The sequence below is a fragment of the Serinicoccus hydrothermalis genome, assembly GCF_001685415.1.
In the GTDB taxonomy this organism is placed as follows: Bacteria; Actinomycetota; Actinomycetes; order Actinomycetales; family Dermatophilaceae; genus Ornithinicoccus; species Ornithinicoccus hydrothermalis.
Genome location: NZ_CP014989.1, coordinates 252370 through 275202 on the forward strand (window position 1 = coordinate 252370; position 22833 = coordinate 275202).

The following is a 22833-nucleotide window of genomic DNA, read 5'->3' on the forward strand; positions in this document are numbered from 1 at the left end:
ATGCGCCGGCTGCAGCGGCCCGTGCTGCCCGCCACCCTCCTGGCCCTCGGTCTGGCGCTGCTCGCCGCCGGGCAGCCGTGGTCCCGGCGCACCGTCGTCGACGCCGCCGGCGTCGCCTGGGAGGAGGTCCGCACCGGCCACGACCTCACCCCGGTGGTCACCGCCCTGCTGCTCGTCGCGGCGGCCGCCTCCCTCCTCGGCGTCCGGCTGGGCGGCGCCGCCGGCACGGCCGTGCGGCTCCTCACCGTCCTCGCCGCCGCCGGTGCGGCCCTGGCCACCGTCGGTGCGTCCCCGCCGGAGCCCACGGGCTGGTTCTGGCTCAGCGCGGTCGCGGCACTGGTCGCGACCTGCGGCGCGCTGGTGCTGGTTCCCACGGCGGGGGCTGGCAGAATGTCCGCCGAGGGTCCGGTCGGCCCCGTCACCCGCTGAGTCGAGGAGAACGCCACATGCACGAGGACAGCCACGGTCACAGCGTCGCCGCCTGGGTGGGCGTGGCGATCATGCTCGTCGGGAGCGTCGTCGGTGCCTGGGGCGTCGTCCTGTCCCCGGACTGGCTGCTCTACCTCGGTCTGGCCCTCGGTGTCGTCGGCGCGCTGGCGTGGTACCTCCTGGACCGGGCCGGCATGGGTGAGCCCGAGCACGACGCCGCCCACCGCTGACCGCGCCCCCCGTGCCGCGGGACCGTCGGCGGCGTTCTACGCTGGGGGAGTGTCCACGGTGCTAGAGCAGATCGTCGAAGGAGTCCGGGAGGATCTCGACCAGCGGCGCGCCGCAGTGCCCCTGCCGACGGTGCAGGAGCGTGCACGGGCCGCCGCCCCCTGCCGTGACGCCTTCGCCGCCCTCTCGCGCAAGGACCGTATCCACGTCATCGCCGAGGTCAAGCGCAGCAGCCCCTCCAAGGGGGCCCTGGCGGCCATCGCCGAGCCCGCGGGGCTGGCGGCGGACTACGCCGCGGGGGGCGCCACCGTCATCAGCGTGCTCACCGAGGGGCGACGCTTCGGCGGCTCCCTCGCCGACCTCGACGCCGTGCGTGCGCGGGTCGACGTCCCCGTGCTGCGCAAGGACTTCATCGTCGACCCCTACCAGCTCTGGGAGGCCCGCGCCCACGGCGCGGACCTCGTGCTCCTCATCGTGGCCGCCCTCGAGCAGGAGGTCCTGGTGAGCCTGCTGGAGCGCACCGAGTCGCTCGGGATGCACGCCCTCGTCGAGGTGCACGACGAGGAGGAGCTGGAACGCGCCCTCACAGCAGGCGCCCGCATCGTCGGGGTCAACAACCGTGACCTGCGGACCCTGGAGGTGGACCGCGACACGTTCGCGCGCCTCGCGCCCCGTGTCCCGGCCGACCGCGTCGCGGTCGCCGAGTCCGGCGTGCGCGGACCCCTGGACGTCATGAGCCTCGCCGAGGCCGGCGCCCAGGCCGTCCTCGTCGGGGAGGCGCTGGTCACCTCGGGCTCGCCGCAGGAGGCGGTGCGGGAGATGGTCGCCGTCGGGGCGCACCCGGCCCTGCACACCACGAGCGCACGGGCGGGGCAGTCCCGGTGACCGCGGCCCGCGGTCCCGCTGCGGACGCCGCGGCCGCGCCGGAGCGGTTCGGCGACTTCGGCGGACGCTATGTCCCCGAGGCCCTGGTCGCCGCGCTGGAGGAGCTGGACGAGGCACGCCTGGCGGCGATGGCCGACCCCGACTTCCGCACCGAGCTCGACCGCCTGCAGCGCGACTACACCGGCCGGCCCAGCGCCCTCACCGAGGTGCCGCGCTTCGCCGAGCACGCCGGGGGCCCCCGGGTCTTCCTCAAGCGCGAGGACCTCAACCACACGGGGTCGCACAAGATCAACAACGTCCTGGGCCAGGCCCTGCTGGCGGTCCGGATGGGCAAGCGCCGGGTCATCGCGGAGACCGGCGCCGGCCAGCACGGCGTCGCCACCGCGACCGCCGCGGCGCTCATGGGGCTGGAGTGCACGGTCTACATGGGCCGGGTCGACACCGAGCGCCAGGCGCTCAACGTCGCCCGCATGCGGCTGCTCGGGGCCGAGGTCGTCGCCGTCCCCACCGGGAGCGCGACGCTCAAGGACGCCATCAACGAGGCGATGCGGGACTGGGTCACCAACGTCGACCACACGCACTACCTGCTCGGCACCGTCACCGGCCCGCACCCCTTCCCCACGATGGTCCGCGACTTCCACGCGGTCATCGGCGACGAGGCGCGCAAGCAGCTCGACGAGACCGTGGGCGGGCTCCCCGACGCGGTCTGCGCGTGCGTCGGCGGCGGGTCCAACGCCATGGGCATCTTCCACGCCTTCCGCGACGAGCCGTCGGTCGCGCTGTGGGGCTTCGAGGCCGGCGGCGAGGGCGTGGACAGCGGCCGCCACGCCGCCCGCTTCTCCGGCGGGGAGCCGGGGGTGCTGCACGGGGCCTCCACCTACGTCCTGCAGGACGAGGACGGCCAGACCCGCGAGACCCACTCGGTCTCCGCGGGCCTGGACTACCCGTCGGTGGGGCCGGAGCACGCCTTCCTCCACGACACCGGCCGCGCCCGCTACGCCCCGGTCACCGACCAGGAGGCGATGGACGCCTTCGCGCTGCTGTGCCGCACAGAGGGGATCATCCCCGCCATCGAGAGCGCCCACGCCCTGGCCGGTGTGCTGAAGATCGGGCCCGAGCTCGGCCCCGGCACCACGGTGCTCGTCAACCTCTCCGGCCGCGGCGACAAGGACGTCGACACCGCCGCGCGCTGGTTCGGTCTCGTGGACGAATCCGGTGAGGCCGAGGTCGACGCGCAGACCGGCACGGGGCAGCAGGAGGACGGGTCGTGAGCGACCTCGACGCCGTCTTCGCGCAGTGCCGTGAGGAGGGTCGGGCCGCCCTGGTCGGCTACCTCCCGGCGGGCTACCCCGACCTGGCCACGTCGCTCGCCGCCGTCCGGACGCTGGCCGAGCACGGCTGCGACGTCGTCGAGGTCGGCGTGCCCTACACCGACCCCCTCATGGACGGGCCCGTGGTCGAGCGCGCCGCGAGCACCGCCCTGCAGGCGGGCTTCCGGCTGCGCCACGTCTTCGAGGTGGTCGCCGCGGTGCGCGAGGCGGGCGCGGTGCCCGTCGTCATGACGTACTGGAACCCGGTGCTGCGCTACGGCGTCGACCGGTTCGCGGCCGACCTCGCCGCCGCCGGTGGGGCCGGCCTCATCACCCCGGACCTCATCCCCGACGAGGCGCAGGCCTGGCTGGCGGCGGCCCGGCAGCACGGTCTCTCCCCGGTCTTCCTCGTCGCTCCCAGCTCCACCGACGGGCGGCTGGGCATGACGACGCAGGCCTGCGGCGGTTTCGTCTACGTCGCCTCGACCATGGGGGTCACCGGCGTGCGCGACAGTGTCGGCGACGCCGCGCAGTCCCTCGTGGCGCGCACCCGCGAGGTCACCGACCTGCCGCTGTGCGTCGGTCTCGGCGTGAGCACCGGCCCCCAGGCCGCCGAGGTCGCCGGCTTCGCCGACGGGGTCATCGTCGGCTCGGCCCTGGTGCGCGCCCTCGGCGAGGACCCGTCCCTCGACCGCCTGGCCGAGCTCACCGAGGAGCTGGCCGCAGGGGTGCGCGCGGGGTGACGCAGGTGCAGGGACGTCGGCCGGCGACGCGGCGCGCGAGCCCGCGCGTCCTGGACGCCGTCGGGCTCCTCCTGCGCCTCGGTCTGGCTGGCGTGCTGGGGTATGCCGGCTGGACCAAGATCACCGACCTCACCGGCTCGGTCCAGAACGTCGTGGCCTACCAGCTGTTCCCCTACGAGCTGGCCCGGGCGATCGGCGTGCTGCTGCCGGTGGTGGAGCTCGCGCTGGCGGCCCTCCTGCTGGTGGGCCTGCTCACCCGGGTCTCCGCGCTCCTCGCCGCCCTGCTCATGGTGGCCTTCATCGCCGGGATCGCCTCGGCGTGGGCGCGCGGCCTCGCCATCGACTGCGGCTGCTTCGGCACGGGCGGCCCGGTCGCCCCCGAGGACACCCGCTATCTCGCCGAGATGGTCCGCGACACCGGCTTCCTGGCGATGGCCCTCTGGCTGGCCGTGCGCCCGCGCACCCTGGCCTCCCTCGACACCACCGTCCGGAAAGGCTCCTGAGATGCCCCGTCCCCCCGCTCCCGACGTCAGGCCCGTCTCCTCCCGCGGCCCGGGCCTGCCCCTCATCGGCGGGGTGGTCCTGCTCGTCGTCGCGCTCGTGGGAGGCCTCGTCCTGTGGGCCGTCAGCCGCGAGGCCGGCCTCGGGTCGCCGGGCAGCGCCAACGCGCTGCCCGAGGGCGGCGGCATACAGGTCGGTGCGGCGCCCTCCGAGGACGTCCCGCAGGTGCAGCTCTACGAGGACTTCCAGTGCCCGTTCTGCGGCGTGCTCGAGGAGGCGGTCGGCGCCGAGCTGGCGCAGCGGGCCGAGGCGGAGGAGATCACCCTCACGGTGACGACGATGTCGTTCCTCGACGGCAACCTCGGCAACGACTCCTCCAGCCGCGCCGCGAACGCCGCCCTCTGTGCCGACGACCAGGGGGCCTTCCTGCCCTACCACAGCGCCGTCTTCGCCGGTCAGCCGGCGCAGGAGGGGGCCGGGTGGACCGACGAGCAGCTGCTCGGCTTCGGGGAGACCGCCGGCCTCACGGGCGAGGCGATGACCGCCTTCACCAGCTGCGTCCAGGACGGGACCTACGACGACTACGTGGCGGACATGCAGGAGCGCGCGAACCGCGACGACATCACCGGCACCCCCCGGGTGCTCGTCGACGGCGAGCAGCTGGAGGACACGCAGATGCAGGGGCTCATGGACGGCTCGACCAGCCTGGACCAGGTGCTCGGCAGCGGCTCCTGACGCTGCGGCAGCCGATGCGGAGGACGAGCCGGTCCGCGTCTAGGCTGGCCCCCATGCGTCGCGCGAAGATCGTCTGCACCCTCGGCCCAGCCACCGCCTCCTCCGAGCAGATCGAGGCGCTCGTCACCGCCGGGATGGACGTGGCCCGGCTCAACCTCTCGCACGGCTCCTACGAGGAGCACTACGAGCGTTACATCAAGGTCCGGGAGGCCAGCGACGCGACCGGCCACGCGGTCGCCGTGCTGGCCGACCTGCAGGGTCCCAAGATCCGCACGGGCACCTTCGCCGGTGGGCCGGTGACCCTGGCCACGGGAGCCACCTTCACCATCACCAACCGCACGGTGCCCGGCGACCAGGACTCCGTCGGGACGACGTATGCCGGGCTCCCCGGCGACGTGGCGCCCGGTGACGACCTGCTCATCGACGACGGCAAGGTGATGCTCCGCGCCACCGAGGTCACCGACACCGACGTCGTCTGCGAGGTGGTCGTCGGCGGGGTCGTCTCCAACAACAAGGGCATCAACCTGCCCGGGGCCGCCGTGAGCGTCCCGGCCATGTCGGAGAAGGACGAGGAGGACCTGCGCTGGGCGGTCCGCAGCGGGGTCGACTTCATCGCGCTGTCGTTCGTGCGCTCGGCCGCGGACGTGCAGGACGTGCACCGGATCATGGACGAGGAGGGGCGGCGCCTGCCGGTCATCGCCAAGATCGAGAAGCCGCAGGCGGTCGACAACCTCGAGCAGATCGTGGACGCCTTCGACGGGGTCATGGTCGCCCGCGGCGACCTGGGTGTCGAGCTCCCGCTCGAGCAGGTGCCGCTGGTGCAGAAGGACGCCATCCAGCTGTGCCGCGAGAAGGCCAAGCCGGTCATCGTGGCCACCCAGGTCCTGGAGTCCATGGTCGACAACCCCCGCCCGACCCGCGCCGAGGCCAGCGACTGCGCCAACGCCGTGCTCGACGGCGCGGACGCGATCATGCTCTCCGGGGAGACCTCCGTGGGGGCCTGGCCGATCCGGGCGGTCGAGACCATGGCCAGCATCATCTCGAGCACCGAGCAGCACGGCATGCACCGGATCCCGCCGATCACCACCAAGCCGAAGACCCCGGGTGGCGCCGTCACCCGGGCGGCGATCTCGCTCGCTGACGCGTTGGGCGACCAGGTGAAGTTCCTCGTGACCTTCAGCAAGAGCGGTGACACGACCACCCGCATGGCCCGGGTGCGTCCGACGACGCCCATGCTCGCCTTCACGACCGAGCAGCACACCCGCTCCCGGCTGGCGCTCACCTGGGGCGCGGAGACCTTCCTCGTGCCCTTCGTCTGGCACACCGACCAGATGGTCAAGCAGGTGGAGGAGACGCTGCTGCGCGAGAAGCGGTGCGTCGAGGGCGACATCGTCGTCATCGTCGCCGGCTCGCCCCCGGGCGTCTCGGGCACCACCAACGCGCTGCGCATGCACCGCGTCGGTGACGCCATCCTCGGCGAGGCACCGGCATACACCCACGACCCCGAGGTCTGAGACCGGGGCCGGTATGCTGGACCGGCTTCCCGGCGCGGTCCGCCCGCGCCGACCCGCCGGGGTGGTGGAATGGCAGACACGGAGCACTCAAAATGCTCTGCCCGAGAGGGCGTGCGGGTTCGAGTCCCGCTCCCGGCACCACCCCCTGGTCCGCGCCGTGCTGGCCGGGGTCAGCCGCGACAGATAGGGTGCCACCGTGAGTGAGACGACGCCGCAGGAGCAGGGGGAGCAGGTCCAGCCGGAGGCCACGGAGGCCGCCGAGACCGGTCTGCGCATCCTGCTGGCCGAGGACGAGGCCCTCATCCGGATGGACCTCGCCGAGATGCTCAGCGAGGCGGGCCACACCATCGTGGGCCAGGCCGCCGACGGCGAGCAAGCGGTCGCGCTGGCCCAGGAGACCTCCCCGGACCTCGTCGTCATGGACATCAAGATGCCGGGCATGGACGGGCTCACCGCGGCCGAGCAGATCGGTCGCGACGGCATCGCCCCGGTCGTCATGCTCACCGCCTTCAGCGACAAGAACCTTGTCGAGCGGGCGCGCGACGCCGGGGTCATGTCCTACGTCGTCAAGCCGTTCAGCGCCGCAGACGTCCTCCCGGCGATCGACATCGGCCGGGCCCGCTGGGCCGAGCGCAAGGCCCTCGAGGCCGAGGTGGCCGACCTCGGCGAGCGCTTCGAGACCCGCAAGCAGGTGGACCGCGCCAAGGGGCTGCTCATGAGCCAGCTCAAGCTCAGCGAGGCCGACGCCTTCCGGTGGATCCAGAAGGCCGCCATGGATCGCCGGCTGTCGATGCGCGAGGTCGCCGACGCGGTGATCTCGGGCATGCCCGCCAAGAAGTAGGCACCCCCGGCGGGCCCTGCCGACCGACCCCTCAGGCGCCGGGTGCGCCGCGGCCTCTCAGGGGCCGGGCGGACGCTCGCGCAGGACGCAGGTCAGCCGGGCGGTGCAGATCCTCCGGTCCTGCTCGTCGGTGACAGCGATCTCGTAGGACGCGACCGAGCGACCCAGCGACAGCGGGGTCGCCACCGCGGTGACCACGCCCTCGCGTGCGCCCCGGTGGTGGGTGGCGTTGAGGTCCACACCCACGGCGATGCGGCCCTCGCCCGCGTGGAGGGCGGCGGCGACCGAGCCCACCGTCTCCGCGAGGGCCGCCGAGGCACCGCCGTGCAGCAGGCCGTAGGGCTGGGTGTTGCCCGCCACCGGCATCGTGGCGACGGTGCGCTCGGCACCGACCTCGAGCAGCTGCATACCCATCCGCTCGGCGAGATCTCCCCGGGGGATCTCGCGCCACGTCCGGGGGTCCGTGCCCGGGTCGTCGGGGGTGGCCGGGGGCCGCGGGCTCGCACTGTCGGTCATGGGACATAGGCTGCCATGCGTGAGTCGCTTGCTGCTGCTGGACGGACACTCGTTGGCCTACCGCGCCTTCTTCGCGCTACCGGTGGAGAACTTCTCCACGACGACGGGGCAGAGCACCAACGCGGTCTACGGCTTCACCTCGATGCTCATCAACGTGCTGCGCGACGAGGCACCCACCCACCTCGCCGTGGCCTTCGACGTGTCGCGACAGACGTTCCGCACGCAGGAGTACGCCGAGTACAAGGCGGGTCGCTCCGCCACGCCGGACGAGTTCCGCGGCCAGGTCGACCTCATCAAGGAGGTGCTCGACGCCCTGCGGATCGCGCACGTGGAGGTCGACGGCTTCGAGGCCGACGACGTCATCGCGACGCTCACCGCGCGGGGCGGCGAGGAGGGGATGGAGGTGCTCATCTGCTCCGGGGACCGGGACGCGCTGCAGCTGGTCGACGACCGCACGACCGTGCTCTACCCGCGCAAGGGCGTCTCCGACCTCGCGCGGATGACGCCCGAGGCGGTCCAGGAGAAGTACGGCGTGCTGCCCGAGCGCTACAGCGACCTCGCCGCGCTGGTGGGGGAGTCCAGCGACAACCTCCCCGGGGTGCCGGGCGTGGGGCCCAAGACGGCGGCCAAGTGGCTCGGCCAGTTCGGCGACCTGTCCGGCATCGTCGACCACGCCGACCAGCTCACCGGCAAGGCCGGGCAGTCGACCCGGGACCACCTGGACCAGGTGCTGCGCAACCGTCGCCTCAACCAGCTGGTGGCCGACGTGGAGCTGCCCGTCGGCGTCGAGGATCTCGCGGCGCGGGGCTGGGACCGCGAGGAGGTCCACCGCGTCTTCGACGGGCTGGAGTTCCGGGTCCTGCGGGAGCGGTTGTTCTCGACGCTGGAGTCGGCGGAGACCGAGGCGGACGAGGGCATCGAGGTCGTCGGGGAGACCCTGGAGCCCGGGGCGCTGCCGGCCTGGCTCGAGACGCACGCGCAGCAGGGGCGGCTGGCGGTCGTCGTGGACGCCGAGCCCCGGACCACCGCCGGACCGGGGGAGGCGACCGGGCTCGCGCTCGCCGGGCCGGAGGAGGCGGTCCACCTCCGCCTGGCCGACCTGGAGCCGGCCGACGAGCAGGCGCTGGCGGCGTGGCTCGCCGACGCGGAGCGGCCCAAGGCGCTGCACGGCGGCAAGGAGCAGGTCGCCTCGCTCGAGGCGGTCGGGCTGCCCGTGGAGGGCGTCGTCAGCGACACCGCGCTCGCCGCCTACCTCGCGCGGCCGGACCAGCGCTCCTACGACCTGGCGGACCTCGCGCTGCGCTACCTCCACCGCGAGCTGCGGCTGGACGCGGACCAGGGGGCCTCGGCGTCGGACTCGCAGGGCCAGCTCGACCTGGCCTTCGACGAGGGCGAGCAGGAGGCGCGGGCCGCCGCCGCCCGGTCCGCGATGGTGCACGCCCGCGCGGTCCACGACCTCGCCGACGCCCTGGACGCCGAGCTGGCCGACGAGGAGGAGCGCCACCTGCTCCAGCAGGTCGAGCTGCCCCTCGTGGGCGTGCTCCGTCGGATGGAGCGCGCCGGCATCGCCGTCGACCTGCCCGCGCTGAGCACCCTCGAGCAGGAGTTCGCCGACGGCGTCGCGCAGGCCCAGCAGGACGCCTGGAGCGCCATCGACGACGACACCGTCAACCTCGGCTCGCCCAAGCAGCTGCAGACGGTGCTCTTCGAGACGCTGGGACTGCCCAAGACGCGGCGCACCAAGACCGGCTACACCACGGACGCCGACGCCCTGGCCGGGCTCTACGCCCAGACCGAGCACCCGTTCCTCGAGGCGCTCCTCCGGCACCGTGACGTCACCCGGCTCCGCGTCACGGCCGAGGGGCTCATCAAGTCGGTCGCGGACGACGGGCGCATCCACACCACCTTCCAGCAGACGATCGCGGCGACCGGCCGCCTCAGCTCCACCGACCCCAACCTGCAGAACATCCCCATCCGGACCGCCGCCGGACGGCGCATCCGGGAGATCTTCGTCGTGGGGGAGGGCTACGCCTCCCTCATGTCCGCGGACTACAGCCAGATCGAGATGCGCATCATGGCCCACCTCTCCGGCGACGAGGGGCTCATCCAGGCCTTCCGGGAGGGGGAGGACCTGCACCGGTTCGTCGGGGCGCGGGTCTTCCGGGTGGACCAGTCCGAGGTGACCGCGGAGATGCGGTCCAAGGTCAAGGCGATGAGCTACGGGCTCGCCTACGGGCTGTCCGCCTTCGGGCTGTCCAAGCAGCTGGGCATCTCCACCGCGGAGGCCAAGGACCTCATGGAGGAGTACTTCGAGCGCTTCGGCGGGGTCCGGGACTACCTGCGCGACGTCGTGCAGGAGGCCCGGCGCACCGGCTTCACCGAGACCATCCTGGGACGTCGTCGTCACCTGCTCGACCTCACGAGCGACAACCGGCAGCGTCGGGAGATGGCCGAGCGCATGGCGCTCAACGCCCCCATCCAGGGCTCGGCGGCGGACATCATCAAGGTCGCCATGCTGCGCACCGAGGCGGCCCTGCGCGAGGCGGACCTCGCCACCCGGGTCCTGCTGCAGGTGCACGACGAGCTCGTCCTGGAGGTCGCCGCGGGGGAGGAGGAGCGCGTCGAGGAGGTCGTCCGCGCGCAGATGGGGTCGGCCGCCGACCTGTCGGTCCCGCTCGACGTCAGCGTCGGTCTGGGGCGCAGCTGGCACGACGCCGCGCACTGACCGGCGGCACGGTCGCCCGGCGCGCCCGCACCCGACGCGGGCGGCCGTGGCGTCAGGCTCGGACCGTGACCTTCCCGTGCTGGGCAGGGGGGCTGACGTGTGGTTTACTCCCGGTGACCGCATCGAAGGAGATCCCGTGACCGCCCGCCTGTGGGCAGCATTCGCTGCCGTCCTGCTGGGTCTGTTCCTCGGCGTCGGTCTGCCCGCGGGGAGCCCCGCCGCGCAGGCCGCCCCGGCCTCGGTGAGTGCGTCCGAGGAGGCGGCGGAGTCCGTGCAGGGGACGGTGCGCGACCCGGACCGCGAGCCGTTGGAGGGCATCACCATCACGGTGGCCCAGGACGGGGCGGAGGTCGGGAGCACCACCACCGACGCGGAGGGCAGGTGGTCGGTCCCGCTGCCGGGACCCGGGGCATACACCGTGACGCTTGACGTCTCCGGGCTGCCGGAGGGCGTGGCGCCCACGACCGAGGACGGTGAGGTCCTCGATGACGTCCAGGTCCGCCCGGGGGCCTCCCAGGGCGTCATCTTCCAGCTCGGGACCGGGGAGACGGAGCAGGGCAGGGGCGGCGTGCCCGTGGGGCGGGTCCTCCAGCTGGTCGTCGACGGCATCAAGTTCGGCGCGATCATCGCCATCACCGCGGTCGGGCTCTCGCTGGTCTTCGGCACCACCAAGCTCATCAACTTCGCCCACGGCGAGCTCGTGACGATCGGCGCGGTCGCGGCCTACTTCCTCAGCACCTCGCCGGGCAACCTGCCGATCATCCTGGCCGCGGTCCTGGCGATGGTCGTGGGCGGAGCCGTCGCCGGGGGCTTCGAGGTGACGCTGTGGCGGCCGCTGCGGCGTCGTGGCGCCGGCCTCATCCAGATGTTCATCGTGGCGATCGGCCTGTCGCTCCTGCTGCGCCACCTCATCCTCATCGTCTTCGGCTCGCGTCGTCAGCAGTACGACGAGTACTCGCTGCAGACCGCGCTCACCTTCGGCCCCGTGCGCATCACGCCCCGTGACCTCATCATCACGGTGCTGGCCTTCGCGATCATGATCGCCGTGGCCGTCATGCTGCAGCGGACGAGGATCGGCACGGCGATGCGCGCGGTCAACGACAACCGCGACCTCGCCGAGGCCTCCGGCATCGACGTGCAGCGGGTGGTCCTCGTGGTCTGGGTCCTGGGCGGGGCCCTGGCGGCGATCGGCGGCGTCTTCTTCGGCCTGACCCAGGCGATCTACAGCGAGATGGGCTTCGAGCTGCTGCTCCTGATGTTCGCCGGCGTCATCCTCGGCGGGCTGGGCAGCGCCTACGGCGCGATGCTGGGCTCGGTGGTCATCGGCCTGGTGTCGCAGCTGTCCACCCTGTGGTTCCCCGCCTCGCTGGCCTACATGTGGGCGCTGCTGGTCATGATCATCGTGCTCCTCGTCCGGCCCCAGGGCATCCTGGGCCGGCGTGAGCGGGTCGGCTGAGGAGGACGACGATGGACCTGCTGTCCGTGCTCTCGGTGGCGATCCGGGGCGCCCTCGGCCCGGAGGCCGCGATCTACGCCCTGGCCGCCATCGGGCTCAACATCCACTTCGGCTACACCGGCCTGCTCAACTTCGGCCAGGTCGGCTTCATGCTGGTCGGTGCCTACGGCACCGCGATCTCGGTCCTGTCCTTCGGCTTCCCGCTCTGGGCGGGGGTCCTCGTGGGCATGGCCTGCGCGGTGGTGCTCGCGCTCATCCTCGGGGTGCCCACCCTGCGGCTGCGCGGCGACTACCTCGCCATCGCCACCATCGCCGCGGCCGAGGTCCTGCGCTACGTCTACCGCTCCTCCTTCGCCGAGCCGGTGACCGGCGGGGTCTTCGGCCTCGTCCAGTTCGCCGGCGGCTTCTACGACCTCAACCCGTTCACCGGACCGCTCGAGCTGGGGCCGCTGCGCTTCGGGGAGCGGGCCCTCTGGCTCATGACGGTCGCCTGGACGGCGACCTTCCTGGCCGCCGGTCTGGTGTGGCTGCTGGTCCACAGCCCCTGGGGGCGGGTCCTGCGGGCGGTCCGCGAGGACGAGGAGGCGGCGCGCAGCCTGGGCAAGAACGTCTTCGCCTACAAGATGCAGGCCCTCGTCCTCGGCGGCGTGCTCGGCGCGCTGGCCGGCGCGCTGCTGGCCATCAACAGCCAGGCCATCACCCCGGACGCGTTCATCCCGATCATCACCTTCTACCTGTGGACGATCATGATCCTGGGCGGCGCCAGCCGAGTGCTCGGACCGATCCTCGGCTCCGTGGTCTTCTGGTTCCTGCTGACCTTCCTGGACGCCTTCCTGCGGTCGGCCATGGCCGCGGGGTGGATCCCGGGAAGCCTGCTCGTCCCCAGCGACATCGGGGCCGTGCGCTTCGCGGCGGTCGGCCTCGGCCTGATGCTGCTCATGATGTTCCGACCCGCCGGGCTGATCGGCAACCGGAAGGAGCTGCGTCTCGATGTCCGATGACACGCACCCCGATCTCGTCGCGGAGCGGGAGGCCCTGCACGAGCAGGAGCGGACCCACGAGGCCGAACCCTCCGTCGGGGCCCGGCGCGCCGCAGAGGCCCTGGCCGGCGTCGCCAACACCCCCGGGGTCGCCAAGCCGGACCCGATCCTCGTCGCGGACGACATGGCCCGGCACTTCGGGGGCGTGCGCGCGGTCGAGGTGGAGCACCTCGAGGTGCAGCGCGGCACGATCACCGCGCTCATCGGCCCCAACGGTGCCGGCAAGTCGACCTTCTTCAACCTCATCACCGGCTTCGACCGGCCGGACAGCGGCCGCTGGTCCTTCGACGGGGGCGACGTCACCGGGCGTCCGCCGCACCGGATCGCGAGGAAGGGCATGGTCCGCACCTTCCAGCTGACCAAGGCCCTCACCCGGCTCACCAGCCTGGAGAACCTCATGCTCGGCGCCACCGGTCAGCGCGGCGAGGGCATGCTCGCCTCGCTGCTGCGCCCGCTCTGGGCGGCCCAGGAGGCCCAGATCCGCGGCCGTGCCGAGGAGCTGCTCGAGCGCTTCAACCTCGCGCACATGCGGGACGAGTTCGCGGGCACCATGTCCGGCGGTCAGCGCAAGCTGCTGGAGATGGCCCGGGCCCTCATGGTCGAGCCGCGGATGATCCTGCTCGACGAACCCATGGCCGGGGTCAACCCCGCGCTGACGCAGTCGCTCCTGGGGCACATCGAGGCGCTGCGCGACGAGGGGATGACGATCGTGCTGGTCGAGCACGACATGGACGTCATCATGTCGATCAGCGACTGGGTGGTCTGCTTCGCCCAGGGCAAGGTCATCGCCGAGGGACGACCCGACGACATCCGCAAGGACCCCGCGGTGATCGAGGCATACCTGGGCAGCCACCGGGGGCTGCCCACGGAGGAGGACCGATGAGTCCAGCAGGCCAGGACGGCGAGGCGGAGGCCGCGGTGGACGGCGGCGCGTCCACCCAGCCGGTGCTGTGGACCGAGGACCTCGTGGCGGGCTACATCCCCGACGTCGACATCCTGCGCGGCTGCTCGGTGGAGGTCCGTCCCGGGGAGCTCGTGGGCATCATCGGGCCGAACGGCGCGGGCAAGTCCACGCTCATCAAGGCGATGTTCGGGCTCGTGCCGGTCCGGTCCGGCCGCGTGATGCTGCAGGGGGAGGACATCACCTCCCGCCCGGCGCACCGGCTGGTCGCCGACGGGCTGGGCTACGTCCCGCAGAACAACAACGTCTTCCCCTCGCTCACCGTCGAGGAGAACCTCCAGATGGGGCTCTACCTGCGGCCCAAGGAGTATGCCGCGCGCTTCGCCGAGGTGAGCGACCTCTACCCGCTGCTCGCCGACCGGCGGGCGCAACGGGCCGGCTCGCTCTCCGGGGGTGAGCGCCAGGTGGTGGCGATGGGCCGGGCCCTCATGACCGGGCCGTACGTGCTCTTCCTCGACGAGCCCTCCGCCGGGCTCTCACCCCTCATGCAGGACTCGGTCTTCGAGGCCGTCTCCCGGATCAACTCCTCCGGGGTGTCGGTGCTCATGGTGGAGCAGAACGCCCGTCAGTGCCTGGACATCTCCGACCGGGCCTACGTCCTGGACCAGGGGCAGGACGCGCACACCGGGACCGGTGCGGAGCTCGCGAACGACCCGAAGGTCATCGAGCTCTACCTCGGCACCCTGGCCCGGATCACGGACGACTGAGGGCGGGGACCGGCCGGCTCGACGGGGACGACGACGGCCCGGCACCCGAGGGGGTGCCGGGCCGTCGTCGTGGGGTGGGCCGGCGGCCGGGCCCCTGGCGGGCCCGGCCGCTCGTCTCACTCGCTCGGGTTGGACTCCACGGTCTCGACCGACTGCAGCTCCCCGGCGTCGTCGAACTCGTAGACCTCGATCGTGGCCGTGCCCGGCTCACCGGCCTCGGTGAAGTCGAGCGGACCGCTGGCACCGTTGTAGTCGACGTCCTCGCCGTCCTCGATGAGACCCTTGCACTCCTCGTAGGACGTGCACTCGGTGCCCTCGCTCGTGATGCCGTTGACCTCGGCCTTGAAGTCGGCCGCGTTCACCGACCCGGCCGCCTCCGCGGCCAGGGCCATGACGACGGCGCAGTCGTAGACCTGCGGGGCGAACTGCGTCTCCTCCAGGTCCGGCGCGAACTCCTGCAGCCGGCTGAGGAAGTCCGGGTTGTCCGCGGAGGCGGGCGCGGTGCCCTTCATGCCCGCGATGACGCTCGGGTCGGACTCGTTGACGATGCTGCCCAGGTCCGCCGAGCGCAGGCCGTCGGCGCCGTAGACACCCACGGTGTCCGGGGTCAGGCCGGCCTCGAACATCCCCTGGAGGATCTGCCCGCCCTCCTCGAAGGCGATGACCACGACCGCGTCGGGCTGGGCCGCCTCGACCGAGGAGACGACCGCGTTGAACTCCCGGGCCAGCGGGTCGTAGCTCTCGTTGAGGGAGACGGTGGCCCCGGCGTTCTCGAGGGCCGTCGCCGTCGCGTCCGCCAGGCCGGCGCCGTAGTCGTCGGCGCGGGCGACGATGGCCACGTTGCTGTAGCCGTCGTTGACGATGGTGTTGGCCAGCACCGGACCCTGGAGGGCGTCCGAGGGCGCGGTGCGCACGTAGAGCCCGTCGTCCTGATAGTCGGTGAAGGTCGGCGCGGTGTTGGAGCCGGAGCACTGCATGACGTTGGCGCCGGTCACCCGGTCGATGATCGCCAGGGACATGCCCGAGGCCGCCGCGCCGACGATGGCGCTGGGCTGCTCGGCGAGGATGCGGTCGGCGGCCTGCTGCGCTGCGGCCTCCTGCCCGGCCTCGTCGCCGGCGATCGCGTCCGGGACCTCGTTGCCGAGGACGCCACCGGCCGCGTTGATGTCCTCGATGGCCAGGCCGAGGGCCTGGATCTGCGGCGGGCCGAGGAAGGCCAGCTGCCCGGTCTCCGGGAGGACGTAGCCGAAGGTGAAGGTGTCGGAGGTGTTGCCGTCGCCGCCGGCGACCGGCTCCTCGCTCGCCATGTCGTCCTCGCCGCCGGTGTCCTCCTCGGCGCCGTCCTGCGAGCTCTCGTCCGCGGCGGAGGTGTCGTCGGTGCCGGCGTCCTCGCCGCCACCGCACGCGGCCAGCAGGGTCACCGCGGACAGGGCGGCCACCGCCCTCAGATGGGTCGTCCTACGCATGTGTTCCTCTTTCGGTTCGGGGGCGTCGTTGCCCGTCACGGGATGTCAGCCTAGGACGCCCATGCCCGGTCACGATCCCTTCGTCACCAAACTGTGACCTTGCCGTGTGTCGGGATCGTCCGCGGGGCGCACGGTGACGAGCAGGGCCGTCCCGGGCAGGAGGTCGCCACGGGTCGCGCTCCAACCGCCCCAGGCGTGCCGACCCGGGACCCAGGTGGGCTCGACCAGGTCCACGAGCACCAGCCCGGCGTCGTGCACGGCCCGCACGAGGTCACCGAGGGTGCGGTGGTGCTCGGTGTAGGTCGCCACCCCCGCAGCGGTCTCCTCGACGTAGGCGGCCCGGTCGAAGTAGCTGTGGCGTGCGACGAGCCCCTCCGGGCCCGGCACGTCCGGGAAGACCCACCGGAAGGGGTGGGGGAGGGAGAACACGACGCGTCCTCCGGGCCGCACCACCCGGGCCCACTCGCGCAGGGTCGAGGTCGCGTCGGGCACGAACGCCAGCACCCCGTGCGCGGTGAAGACGACGTCGAGACAGGCATCCGCGAGCGGCAGCGCCGCGCCGTCGCACTGCAGGTAGGCCGCCGGAGAGGCGCCGGGTCGGGAGGCGTCCAGCCGCTGCGCGACCGTGAGCATCCCCCCGCTCACGTCGCAGCTCAGCACGCGGGCCCCCTGCCCGGCGCACCAGCGCGCGCCCTGGGCCGCGCCACCACCGACCTCCAGCACGTCCAGGCCCCGGAGCGGCCCGAGCACGCCCAGCTCCGCCTCCGTGCGGCCCTCCGGGCCCCACGAGAGGTCGGCGTCACCGAGGTCCCGGCCGTGCTCGGCGTAGTAGGTCTCGGCCTCCTCGTCCCACCAGCCGCGGCCGGCGCGCACCGACTCCTCGTGCGAGGCCGCGCGTCGCACCACGCGGTCCGGGGTCTCGGGCGGTGGCGGGGCGGGCATGGGCCCAGTGTGCACGGCTTTTGACCTGCTCGTCCGGCGCCGATAGGCTGAGGGGGCTTGTCTGGTCTTTTCGTCGTGCCCGGATGCAGGGCTCGACCGGCGTCGGACAGCACCCACACATCCATCCATACGTCCAGTCCACAATCGGAGTCCCTACTACATGACTGCCACCACGGCCGAGAAGGCCACCTCCCAGATCGCCGTCAACGACATCGGCACTGAGGAGGAACTGCTCGCGGCCATCGACGCCACGATCAAGAACTTCAACGACGGCGACATCGTCGAGGGAGTGATCGTCAAGGTCGACCGCGACGAGGTCCTGCTCGACATCGGCTACAAGACCGAGGGGGTCATCCCCTCCCGCGAGCTGGCCATCAAGCACGACGTCGACCCCTCCGAGGTCGTCACCGTCGGCGACGAGGTCGAGGCCCTGGTCCTCCAGAAGGAGGACAAGGAGGGTCGCCTGATCCTGTCCAAGAAGCGTGCCCAGTACGAGCGCGCCTGGGGCTCGATCGAGCAGATCAAGGAGGAGGACGGCGTCGTCACCGGCACCGTCATCGAGGTCGTCAAGGGCGGCCTCATCCTCGACATCGGTCTGCGCGGCTTCCTCCCTGCCTCCCTGGTCGAGATGCGTCGCGTACGCGACCTCCAGCCCTACGTCGGCAAGGAGATCGAGGCCAAGATCATCGAGCTGGACAAGAACCGCAACAACGTGGTCCTGTCCCGTCGCGCCTGGCTGGAGCAGACCCAGTCCGAGGTGCGCACGACCTTCCTCAAGGAGCTCGCCAAGGGCCAGGTGCGCTCCGGCGTGGTCAGCAGCATCGTCAACTTCGGTGCCTTCGTCGACCTCGGCGGCGGCGTCGACGGCCTGGTGCACGTCTCCGAGCTGTCCTGGAAGCACATCGACCACCCGGGCGAGGTCGTCGAGGTCGGCGACGAGGTCACCGTCGAGGTGCTCGACGTCGACATGGACCGCGAGCGCGTCTCCCTCTCGCTCAAGGCGACCCTCGAGGACCCGTGGCAGACCTTCGCCCGCACGCACGCGATCGGTCAGGTCGTGCCCGGCAAGGTGACCAAGCTGGTCCCCTTCGGTGCCTTCGTCCGGGTCGAGGACGGCATCGAGGGTCTGGTGCACATCTCCGAGCTGGCGGAGCGCCACGTGGAGCTGCCCGAGCAGATCGTCACCGTCGGTGCCGAGGTCTTCGTCAAGGTCATCGACATCGACCTGGAGCGCCGGCGGATCTCGCTGTCGCTCAAGCAGGCCAACGACGCCGTCGCGGCGGAGTTCGACCCGACCCTCTACGGCATGGCCGCCGAGTACGACGAGCAGGGCAACTACAAGTACCCCGAGGGCTTCGACCCGGAGACCAACGAGTGGCTCGAGGGCCACGAGGAGCAGCGGGAGAAGTGGGAGAAGGAGTACGCCGACGCGCACGAGCGCTGGGAGGCGCACAAGGCGCAGGTCGAGGCGGCCAACGAGGCCGACAGCGCCGCCGGCGTCGAGGTCACCCCGGCCTCCACGTCCTACTCCTCGGACGACAGCTCCGGCGACGAGGACGGCGGCACGCTGGCCTCCGACGAGGCGCTGGCCGCTCTCCGGGAGAAGCTCACCGGCAACTGATCACCCTCACCGGGTAGGTCCATCACGGTCCGCCCTGCCCCGTGGCAGGGCGGACCGTGCTGTCTGCGGGCCGGGCCGCGGCGCGTGATGCGTGTTAATGTCAGGCGTCGAATGTGCTCGGCAACCGCCGAAATTCTTTTCAAGAACTCAACGACAACGGAATCGGAGATCATGAGCGAATCCGTCAAGAACACCGAACAGGCCAAGGAGCCCGTCCATCACGAAACCTCCGTGGAGCAGCAGCTGCTGGACCACGGCGTCAAGCTCGGGCCGGGCGGGATCGCCCCCCGGGTCTTCTGGCCGGCGCTCGTCGTCGTCGCTGCGGTGGCACTCTTCTCGGCCATCTTCACCGAGACCGCAGGCTCCTTGTGGAATGCCATCCAGAGCGGGATCGTCACCAACTTCGGCTGGTTCTACACGATCGTCATCGCCGGATTCGTCGTCTTCGCGCTCTTCCTGGCATTCAGCCGTTTCGGCGACATCACCCTGGGTCGCGACGGTGAGGAGGCGGAGTTCGGCCTCGGCTCGTGGTTCGCGATGCTCTTCGCGGCCGGTATGGGTATCGGCCTCGTCTTCTACGGCGTCGCCGAGCCGCTGACCTTCTTCACCTCGCCGCCGCCCGGCCTGTCGCCCGACGCGACGACGGCCGGGACGGCCGAGCGGGCCATGGCCCAGACCTTCATGCACTGGGGCTTCCACCCCTGGTCGGTCTACGTCATCATCGGGCTGGCGCTCGCCTACGCGATCCACCGCAAGGGCCGGCCGGTGTCGATCCGCTGGGCCCTCGAGCCGCTGTTCGGGGACCGGGTCAAGGGCACCCTCGGCGACGTCGTGGACGTCCTCGCCATCGTCGGCACCGTCTTCGGTGTCGCCACCTCGCTGGGCCTGGGAGTCACCCAGGTGGCCACCGGCCTGAGCGAGCTGGGGGTCGTCGACGAGGCCACCAACACGCTGCTCGTCATCCTCATCGTCTGCATCACGGCCATCGCCGTGGTGTCGGTGGTCAGCGGTGTGGGCAAGGGCATCCGCTACCTGTCGAACGCCAACCTCATCCTCGCCGGGGTCTTCCTCCTGGCCGTGCTGCTGCTCGGCCCGACGCTGTTCCTGGCGCGTGACTTCGTGCAGTCCCTGGGCGCCTACGCCGCCAACATCGTCCCGATGACCTTCGAGGGCTTCGCCTACAGCGGCGAGGAGGGCATCAGCTGGGCCAGCGGCTGGACGATCTTCTACTGGGGCTGGTGGATCTCCTGGGCACCCTTCGTGGGCGTCTTCATCGCCCGGATCTCCCGCGGCCGCACGGTGCGCGAGTTCGTCGCCGGCGCCCTGCTGGTGCCGACGCTGGTCAGCTTCGTCTGGTTCACCGTCATGGGCGGAACGGCCATCATGCGGCAGATCGAGCAGGGCGACCTCGTGGGACCGGACGGTGTCACTGCGGAGATCGCGCTGTTCGACACCCTCAACACGCTGCCGCTCGGCTCGATCCTCTCCGGGATCGCGATCGTCCTGGTCGTCATCTTCTTCGTGACGTCCTCGGACTCCGGCTCGCTCGTGGTGGACATGCTCGCCTCCGGCGGGCACCCGGACCCGCCCACCTGGAGCCGGGTGCTCTGGGCCTCGCTCGAGGGGCTGGTCGCGATCGGTCTGCTCCTGGCCGGTGGATCCGCGGGGTTGAGCGCCCTGCAGGCAGGATCGGTGGCGACCGGGTTCCCGTTCGCGATCGTCATGGTGCTCATCGCCATCTCCCTCTACAAGGCGCTGTCGAGCGAGCACCGGATCATCATGCAGAGCGAGATGCGGACGCGCCGGCGCGAGCTGACCGGGGAGCTGGAGGAGAACTTCGACGACGTCTTCGGCCCCAAGGTCGACGACCGGATCGACTACGCGCTCTCCAGCACCCACGGTGCGAACTGGCGCCTCGGTCGCCGCAAGAAGGCGCAGGAGGAGTCTCAGAGCCGGTGACGCGGCTCCAGCCGCTCGTGCCGCTGCGCGGCACGTGACCGCACGAGGGTGGTCCGGCCCCTGGCCGGGCCACCCTTGTCGGTGCCGGGGGCTACCGTGGAACCATGCGCCCGACCACCGACCTGCAACGCACGGTCAGCCCCTTCCGCGTCGTCTCCGACTACCGTCCGAGCGGCGACCAGCCGACCGCGATCGCCGACCTCGCGCGGCGGGTCCAGGCCGGCGAGGAGGACATCGTGCTGCTCGGTGCCACCGGCACCGGCAAGTCGGCGACGACGGCATGGATGATCGAGCAGGTCCAGCGGCCCACCCTCGTCATGGCGCCCAACAAGACGCTGGCCGCCCAGCTCGCCAACGAGTTCAAGGAGCTGCTCCCCAACAACGCGGTGGAGTACTTCGTCAGCTACTACGACTACTACCAGCCCGAGGCCTACGTCCCGCAGACGGACACCTACATCGAGAAGGACTCCTCGATCAACGACGAGGTGGAGCGGCTGCGCCACTCGGCGACCAACTCCCTGCTCACCCGACGCGACGTCGTGGTCGTCGCCTCGGTCTCCTGCATCTACGGCCTGGGCACGCCCCAGGAGTACGTCGACCGGATGGCCCGGCTCCGGGTCGGGGAGACGGTCGAGCGGGACGAGCTGCTGCGGCGCTTCGTCACGATGCAGTACACCCGCAACGACATGGCCTTCTCCCGCGGCACCTTCCGGGTCCGCGGCGACACCGTCGAGATCATCCCGCAGTACGAGGAGCTCGCCGTGCGCATCGAGTTCTTCGGCGACGAGATCGACCGGCTCTACACCCTCAACCCGCTGACCGGGGAGGTGGTGCGGGAGGAGCAGGAGATGTATGTCTTCCCCGCCTCGCACTACGTCGCCGGCCCGGAGCGCATGGAGCGGGCCATCTCGGGGATCGAGAGCGAGCTGGCCACCCAGCTCGAGACCTTCGAGCAGCAGGGCAAGCTGCTCGAGGCGCAGCGGCTACGGATGCGGACGACCTACGACATCGAGATGATGCGGCAGGTCGGCTCGTGCTCGGGGATCGAGAACTACTCGCGGCACATCGACGGACGGTCGGCCGGCTCCGCCCCCAACTGCCTCCTGGACTACTTCCCGGAGGACTTCCTGCTCGTCGTCGACGAGTCGCACGTCACGGTGCCGCAGATCGGGGCGATGTACGAGGGGGACATGTCGCGCAAGCGGACGCTGGTGGACCACGGCTTCCGCCTGCCCAGCGCCATGGACAACCGGCCGCTGAAGTGGGAGGAGTTCCTGGAGCGGATCGGTCAGACCGTCTACCTGTCGGCGACGCCGGGCGACTACGAGCTGGCCAAGGGAGAGGGCTACGTCGAGCAGATCATCCGCCCGACCGGTCTGGTGGACCCGCAGGTGGTCCTCAAGCCGACCAAGGGGCAGATCGACGACCTGCTGCACGAGATCGGCGAGCGCACCTCGCGCGACGAGCGCGTGCTCGTCACGACCCTGACCAAGAAGATGGCCGAGGACCTCACCGACTACCTGCTGGACAAGGGGGTGCGGGTGCGCTACCTGCACTCCGAGGTCGACACCCTGCGACGGGTGGAGTTGCTCCGCGAGCTGCGGCTGGGGGAGTACGACGTGCTGGTCGGGATCAACCTGCTGCGCGAGGGACTCGATCTGCCGGAGGTGTCCCTCGTGAGCATCCTCGACGCCGACAAGGAGGGCTTCCTGCGCTCCACGCGGTCGCTCATCCAGACCATCGGCCGCGCGGCCCGCAACGTCTCGGGCCAGGTACACATGTATGCCGACACGGTCACCCCCTCGATGGAGGAGGCGATCGAGGAGACGAACCGGCGGCGCGAGAAGCAGCTCGCCTACAACGCCGCCGAGGGGATCGACCCGACCCCGCTGCGCAAGCGCATCGCCGACATCACCGACATGCTGGAGCGGGAGGACGCCGACACCGAGGTGCTCATGGGCAGCGGGCGCAGCCAGTCACGCGGCAAGGGAGGGGCGTCGCGGCGCGGCACCCCGACGGTGGGCACGAGCGCCGTGGACCGGCGCACCGGCGACGGCCTGCCGGCCACCGAGCTGGCGCAGCTCATCCACGAGCTGACCGAGCAGATGCACCAGGCGGCGACGGACCTGCACTTCGAGCTCGCCGCCCGGCTGCGTGACGAGATCGGCGACCTCAAGAAGGAGCTGCGTCAGATGAGAGAGGCGACCGGCTGACGTGAGACGATGAGGTCGTTCGTCGGAGGACCGCTGTGGGG

Annotated in this window: 20 protein-coding genes and 1 tRNA gene; 18 read left to right on the forward strand and 3 right to left on the reverse strand. The window is 71.7% G+C overall.

Annotation, left to right across the window (positions count from 1 at the left end; genetic code table 11):
- From SGUI_RS01130 to SGUI_RS01175, 10 genes are all read left to right on the forward strand, one after another.
- Positions 1–429, forward strand: coding sequence for a hypothetical protein (locus SGUI_RS01130; protein ID WP_066635191.1), 429 nt, complete (start codon positions 1–3; stop codon positions 427–429).
- Between the two features lie 17 nt (positions 430–446).
- Positions 447–659, forward strand: a complete 213-nt coding sequence (locus tag SGUI_RS01135; RefSeq protein WP_066635193.1) for an HGxxPAAW family protein — start codon at positions 447–449, stop codon at positions 657–659.
- A 49-nt stretch (positions 660–708) separates the two neighbouring features.
- Positions 709–1542, forward strand: coding sequence for an indole-3-glycerol phosphate synthase TrpC (gene trpC / locus SGUI_RS01140; protein WP_066635195.1), 834 nt, complete (start codon positions 709–711; stop codon positions 1540–1542).
- On the forward strand, positions 1539–2813 hold the full coding sequence (trpB, locus tag SGUI_RS01145) for a tryptophan synthase subunit beta (RefSeq protein ID WP_066635197.1): 1275 nt from the start codon (positions 1539–1541) through the stop codon (positions 2811–2813). The genes trpC and trpB overlap by 4 nt, the downstream gene beginning before the upstream one ends.
- Entirely contained in the window at positions 2810–3595 is a 786-nt protein-coding gene (gene trpA / locus SGUI_RS01150; protein WP_066635199.1) for a tryptophan synthase subunit alpha, read from the forward strand. Before trpB ends, trpA begins: the two co-directional genes overlap by 4 nt.
- Positions 3592–4098, forward strand: a complete 507-nt coding sequence (locus SGUI_RS01155) for a MauE/DoxX family redox-associated membrane protein (protein WP_237141419.1) — start codon at positions 3592–3594, stop codon at positions 4096–4098. The genes trpA and SGUI_RS01155 overlap by 4 nt, the downstream gene beginning before the upstream one ends.
- Before the next feature lies 1 nt (position 4099).
- Positions 4100–4831, forward strand: coding sequence for a DsbA family protein (locus SGUI_RS01160; RefSeq protein WP_066635205.1), 732 nt, complete (start codon positions 4100–4102; stop codon positions 4829–4831).
- A gap of 53 nt (positions 4832–4884) precedes the next feature.
- Positions 4885–6345: a pyruvate kinase gene (gene pyk / locus SGUI_RS01165; protein ID WP_066635207.1), complete on the forward strand. Its 1461-nt coding sequence runs from the start codon at positions 4885–4887 to the stop codon at positions 6343–6345.
- Positions 6346–6400: 55 nt separating this feature from the next.
- Positions 6401–6486: transfer RNA gene (locus tag SGUI_RS01170), tRNA-Leu, on the forward strand.
- A 166-nt stretch (positions 6487–6652) separates the two neighbouring features.
- A complete protein-coding gene (locus SGUI_RS01175; protein WP_237141485.1) occupies positions 6653–7186 on the forward strand; it encodes an ANTAR domain-containing response regulator in 534 nt (177 codons plus the stop codon).
- 57 nt (positions 7187–7243) lie between these two features.
- Here SGUI_RS01175 and SGUI_RS01180 read toward each other — a convergent pair whose 3' ends face one another.
- On the reverse strand, positions 7244–7702 hold the full coding sequence (locus tag SGUI_RS01180; RefSeq protein WP_066635210.1) for a PaaI family thioesterase: 459 nt from the start codon (positions 7700–7702) through the stop codon (positions 7244–7246).
- Positions 7703–7721: 19 nt separating this feature from the next.
- Here SGUI_RS01180 and polA point away from each other — a divergent pair, with 19 nt between their 5' ends.
- From polA to SGUI_RS01205, 5 genes are all read left to right on the forward strand, one after another.
- Complete coding sequence (gene polA / locus SGUI_RS01185; RefSeq protein WP_066635216.1) at positions 7722–10427, forward strand: DNA polymerase I; 2706 nt, start codon at positions 7722–7724, stop codon at positions 10425–10427.
- A gap of 136 nt (positions 10428–10563) precedes the next feature.
- Positions 10564–11883, forward strand: a complete 1320-nt coding sequence (locus SGUI_RS01190) for a branched-chain amino acid ABC transporter permease (RefSeq protein ID WP_083190405.1) — start codon at positions 10564–10566, stop codon at positions 11881–11883.
- An 11-nt stretch (positions 11884–11894) separates the two neighbouring features.
- Positions 11895–12884, forward strand: coding sequence for a branched-chain amino acid ABC transporter permease (locus SGUI_RS01195; RefSeq protein WP_066635218.1), 990 nt, complete (start codon positions 11895–11897; stop codon positions 12882–12884).
- Positions 12874–13806 carry an ABC transporter ATP-binding protein gene (locus tag SGUI_RS01200; protein WP_157621688.1) on the forward strand — a complete coding sequence of 311 codons (933 nt, stop codon included), beginning with the start codon at positions 12874–12876 and terminating at the stop codon, positions 13804–13806. Before SGUI_RS01195 ends, SGUI_RS01200 begins: the two co-directional genes overlap by 11 nt.
- A complete protein-coding gene (locus tag SGUI_RS01205) occupies positions 13803–14591 on the forward strand; it encodes an ABC transporter ATP-binding protein (RefSeq protein ID WP_066635221.1) in 789 nt (262 codons plus the stop codon). Before SGUI_RS01200 ends, SGUI_RS01205 begins: the two co-directional genes overlap by 4 nt.
- A gap of 116 nt (positions 14592–14707) precedes the next feature.
- On the opposite strand, the gene SGUI_RS01210 is transcribed toward SGUI_RS01205, so the two are convergent.
- Complete coding sequence (locus SGUI_RS01210) at positions 14708–16057, reverse strand: ABC transporter substrate-binding protein (RefSeq protein WP_066635224.1); 1350 nt, start codon at positions 16055–16057, stop codon at positions 14708–14710.
- Positions 16058–16126: 69 nt separating this feature from the next.
- Positions 16127–16999, reverse strand: a complete 873-nt coding sequence (locus tag SGUI_RS01215) for a class I SAM-dependent methyltransferase (RefSeq protein ID WP_066635230.1) — start codon at positions 16997–16999, stop codon at positions 16127–16129.
- A 160-nt stretch (positions 17000–17159) separates the two neighbouring features.
- Between SGUI_RS01215 and rpsA the strand changes: the two genes are divergently transcribed.
- From rpsA to uvrB, 3 genes are all read left to right on the forward strand, one after another.
- Positions 17160–18620 carry a 30S ribosomal protein S1 gene (gene rpsA / locus SGUI_RS01220; protein WP_066635233.1) on the forward strand — a complete coding sequence of 487 codons (1461 nt, stop codon included), beginning with the start codon at positions 17160–17162 and terminating at the stop codon, positions 18618–18620.
- 171 nt (positions 18621–18791) lie between these two features.
- Positions 18792–20579, forward strand: coding sequence for a BCCT family transporter (locus SGUI_RS01225; protein ID WP_066635239.1), 1788 nt, complete (start codon positions 18792–18794; stop codon positions 20577–20579).
- Between the two features lie 104 nt (positions 20580–20683).
- Complete coding sequence (gene uvrB / locus SGUI_RS01230; protein WP_066635241.1) at positions 20684–22792, forward strand: excinuclease ABC subunit UvrB; 2109 nt, start codon at positions 20684–20686, stop codon at positions 22790–22792.
- Positions 22793–22833 lie beyond the last annotated feature (41 nt).

Coding starts and splice junctions, on each gene's coding strand:
- SGUI_RS01130 (WP_066635191.1), top strand. CDS start 1: ATGCGCCGGCTGCAGCGGCCCGTGCTGCCCGCCACCCTCCTGGCCCTC.
- SGUI_RS01135 (WP_066635193.1), top strand. CDS start 447: ATGCACGAGGACAGCCACGGTCACAGCGTCGCCGCCTGGGTGGGCGTG.
- SGUI_RS01160 (WP_066635205.1), top strand. CDS start 4,100: ATGCCCCGTCCCCCCGCTCCCGACGTCAGGCCCGTCTCCTCCCGCGGC.
- pyk (WP_066635207.1), top strand. CDS start 4,885: ATGCGTCGCGCGAAGATCGTCTGCACCCTCGGCCCAGCCACCGCCTCC.
- SGUI_RS01175 (WP_237141485.1), top strand. CDS start 6,653: ATGGACCTCGCCGAGATGCTCAGCGAGGCGGGCCACACCATCGTGGGC.
- SGUI_RS01180 (WP_066635210.1), bottom strand. CDS start 7,702: ATGACCGACAGTGCGAGCCCGCGGCCCCCGGCCACCCCCGACGACCCG.
- SGUI_RS01195 (WP_066635218.1), top strand. CDS start 11,895: ATGGACCTGCTGTCCGTGCTCTCGGTGGCGATCCGGGGCGCCCTCGGC.
- SGUI_RS01200 (WP_157621688.1), top strand. CDS start 12,874: ATGTCCGATGACACGCACCCCGATCTCGTCGCGGAGCGGGAGGCCCTG.
- SGUI_RS01205 (WP_066635221.1), top strand. CDS start 13,803: ATGAGTCCAGCAGGCCAGGACGGCGAGGCGGAGGCCGCGGTGGACGGC.
- SGUI_RS01210 (WP_066635224.1), bottom strand. CDS start 16,057: ATGCGTAGGACGACCCATCTGAGGGCGGTGGCCGCCCTGTCCGCGGTG.
- SGUI_RS01215 (WP_066635230.1), bottom strand. CDS start 16,999: ATGCCCGCCCCGCCACCGCCCGAGACCCCGGACCGCGTGGTGCGACGC.
- rpsA (WP_066635233.1), top strand. CDS start 17,160: ATGACTGCCACCACGGCCGAGAAGGCCACCTCCCAGATCGCCGTCAAC.
- SGUI_RS01225 (WP_066635239.1), top strand. CDS start 18,792: ATGAGCGAATCCGTCAAGAACACCGAACAGGCCAAGGAGCCCGTCCAT.
- uvrB (WP_066635241.1), top strand. CDS start 20,684: ATGCGCCCGACCACCGACCTGCAACGCACGGTCAGCCCCTTCCGCGTC.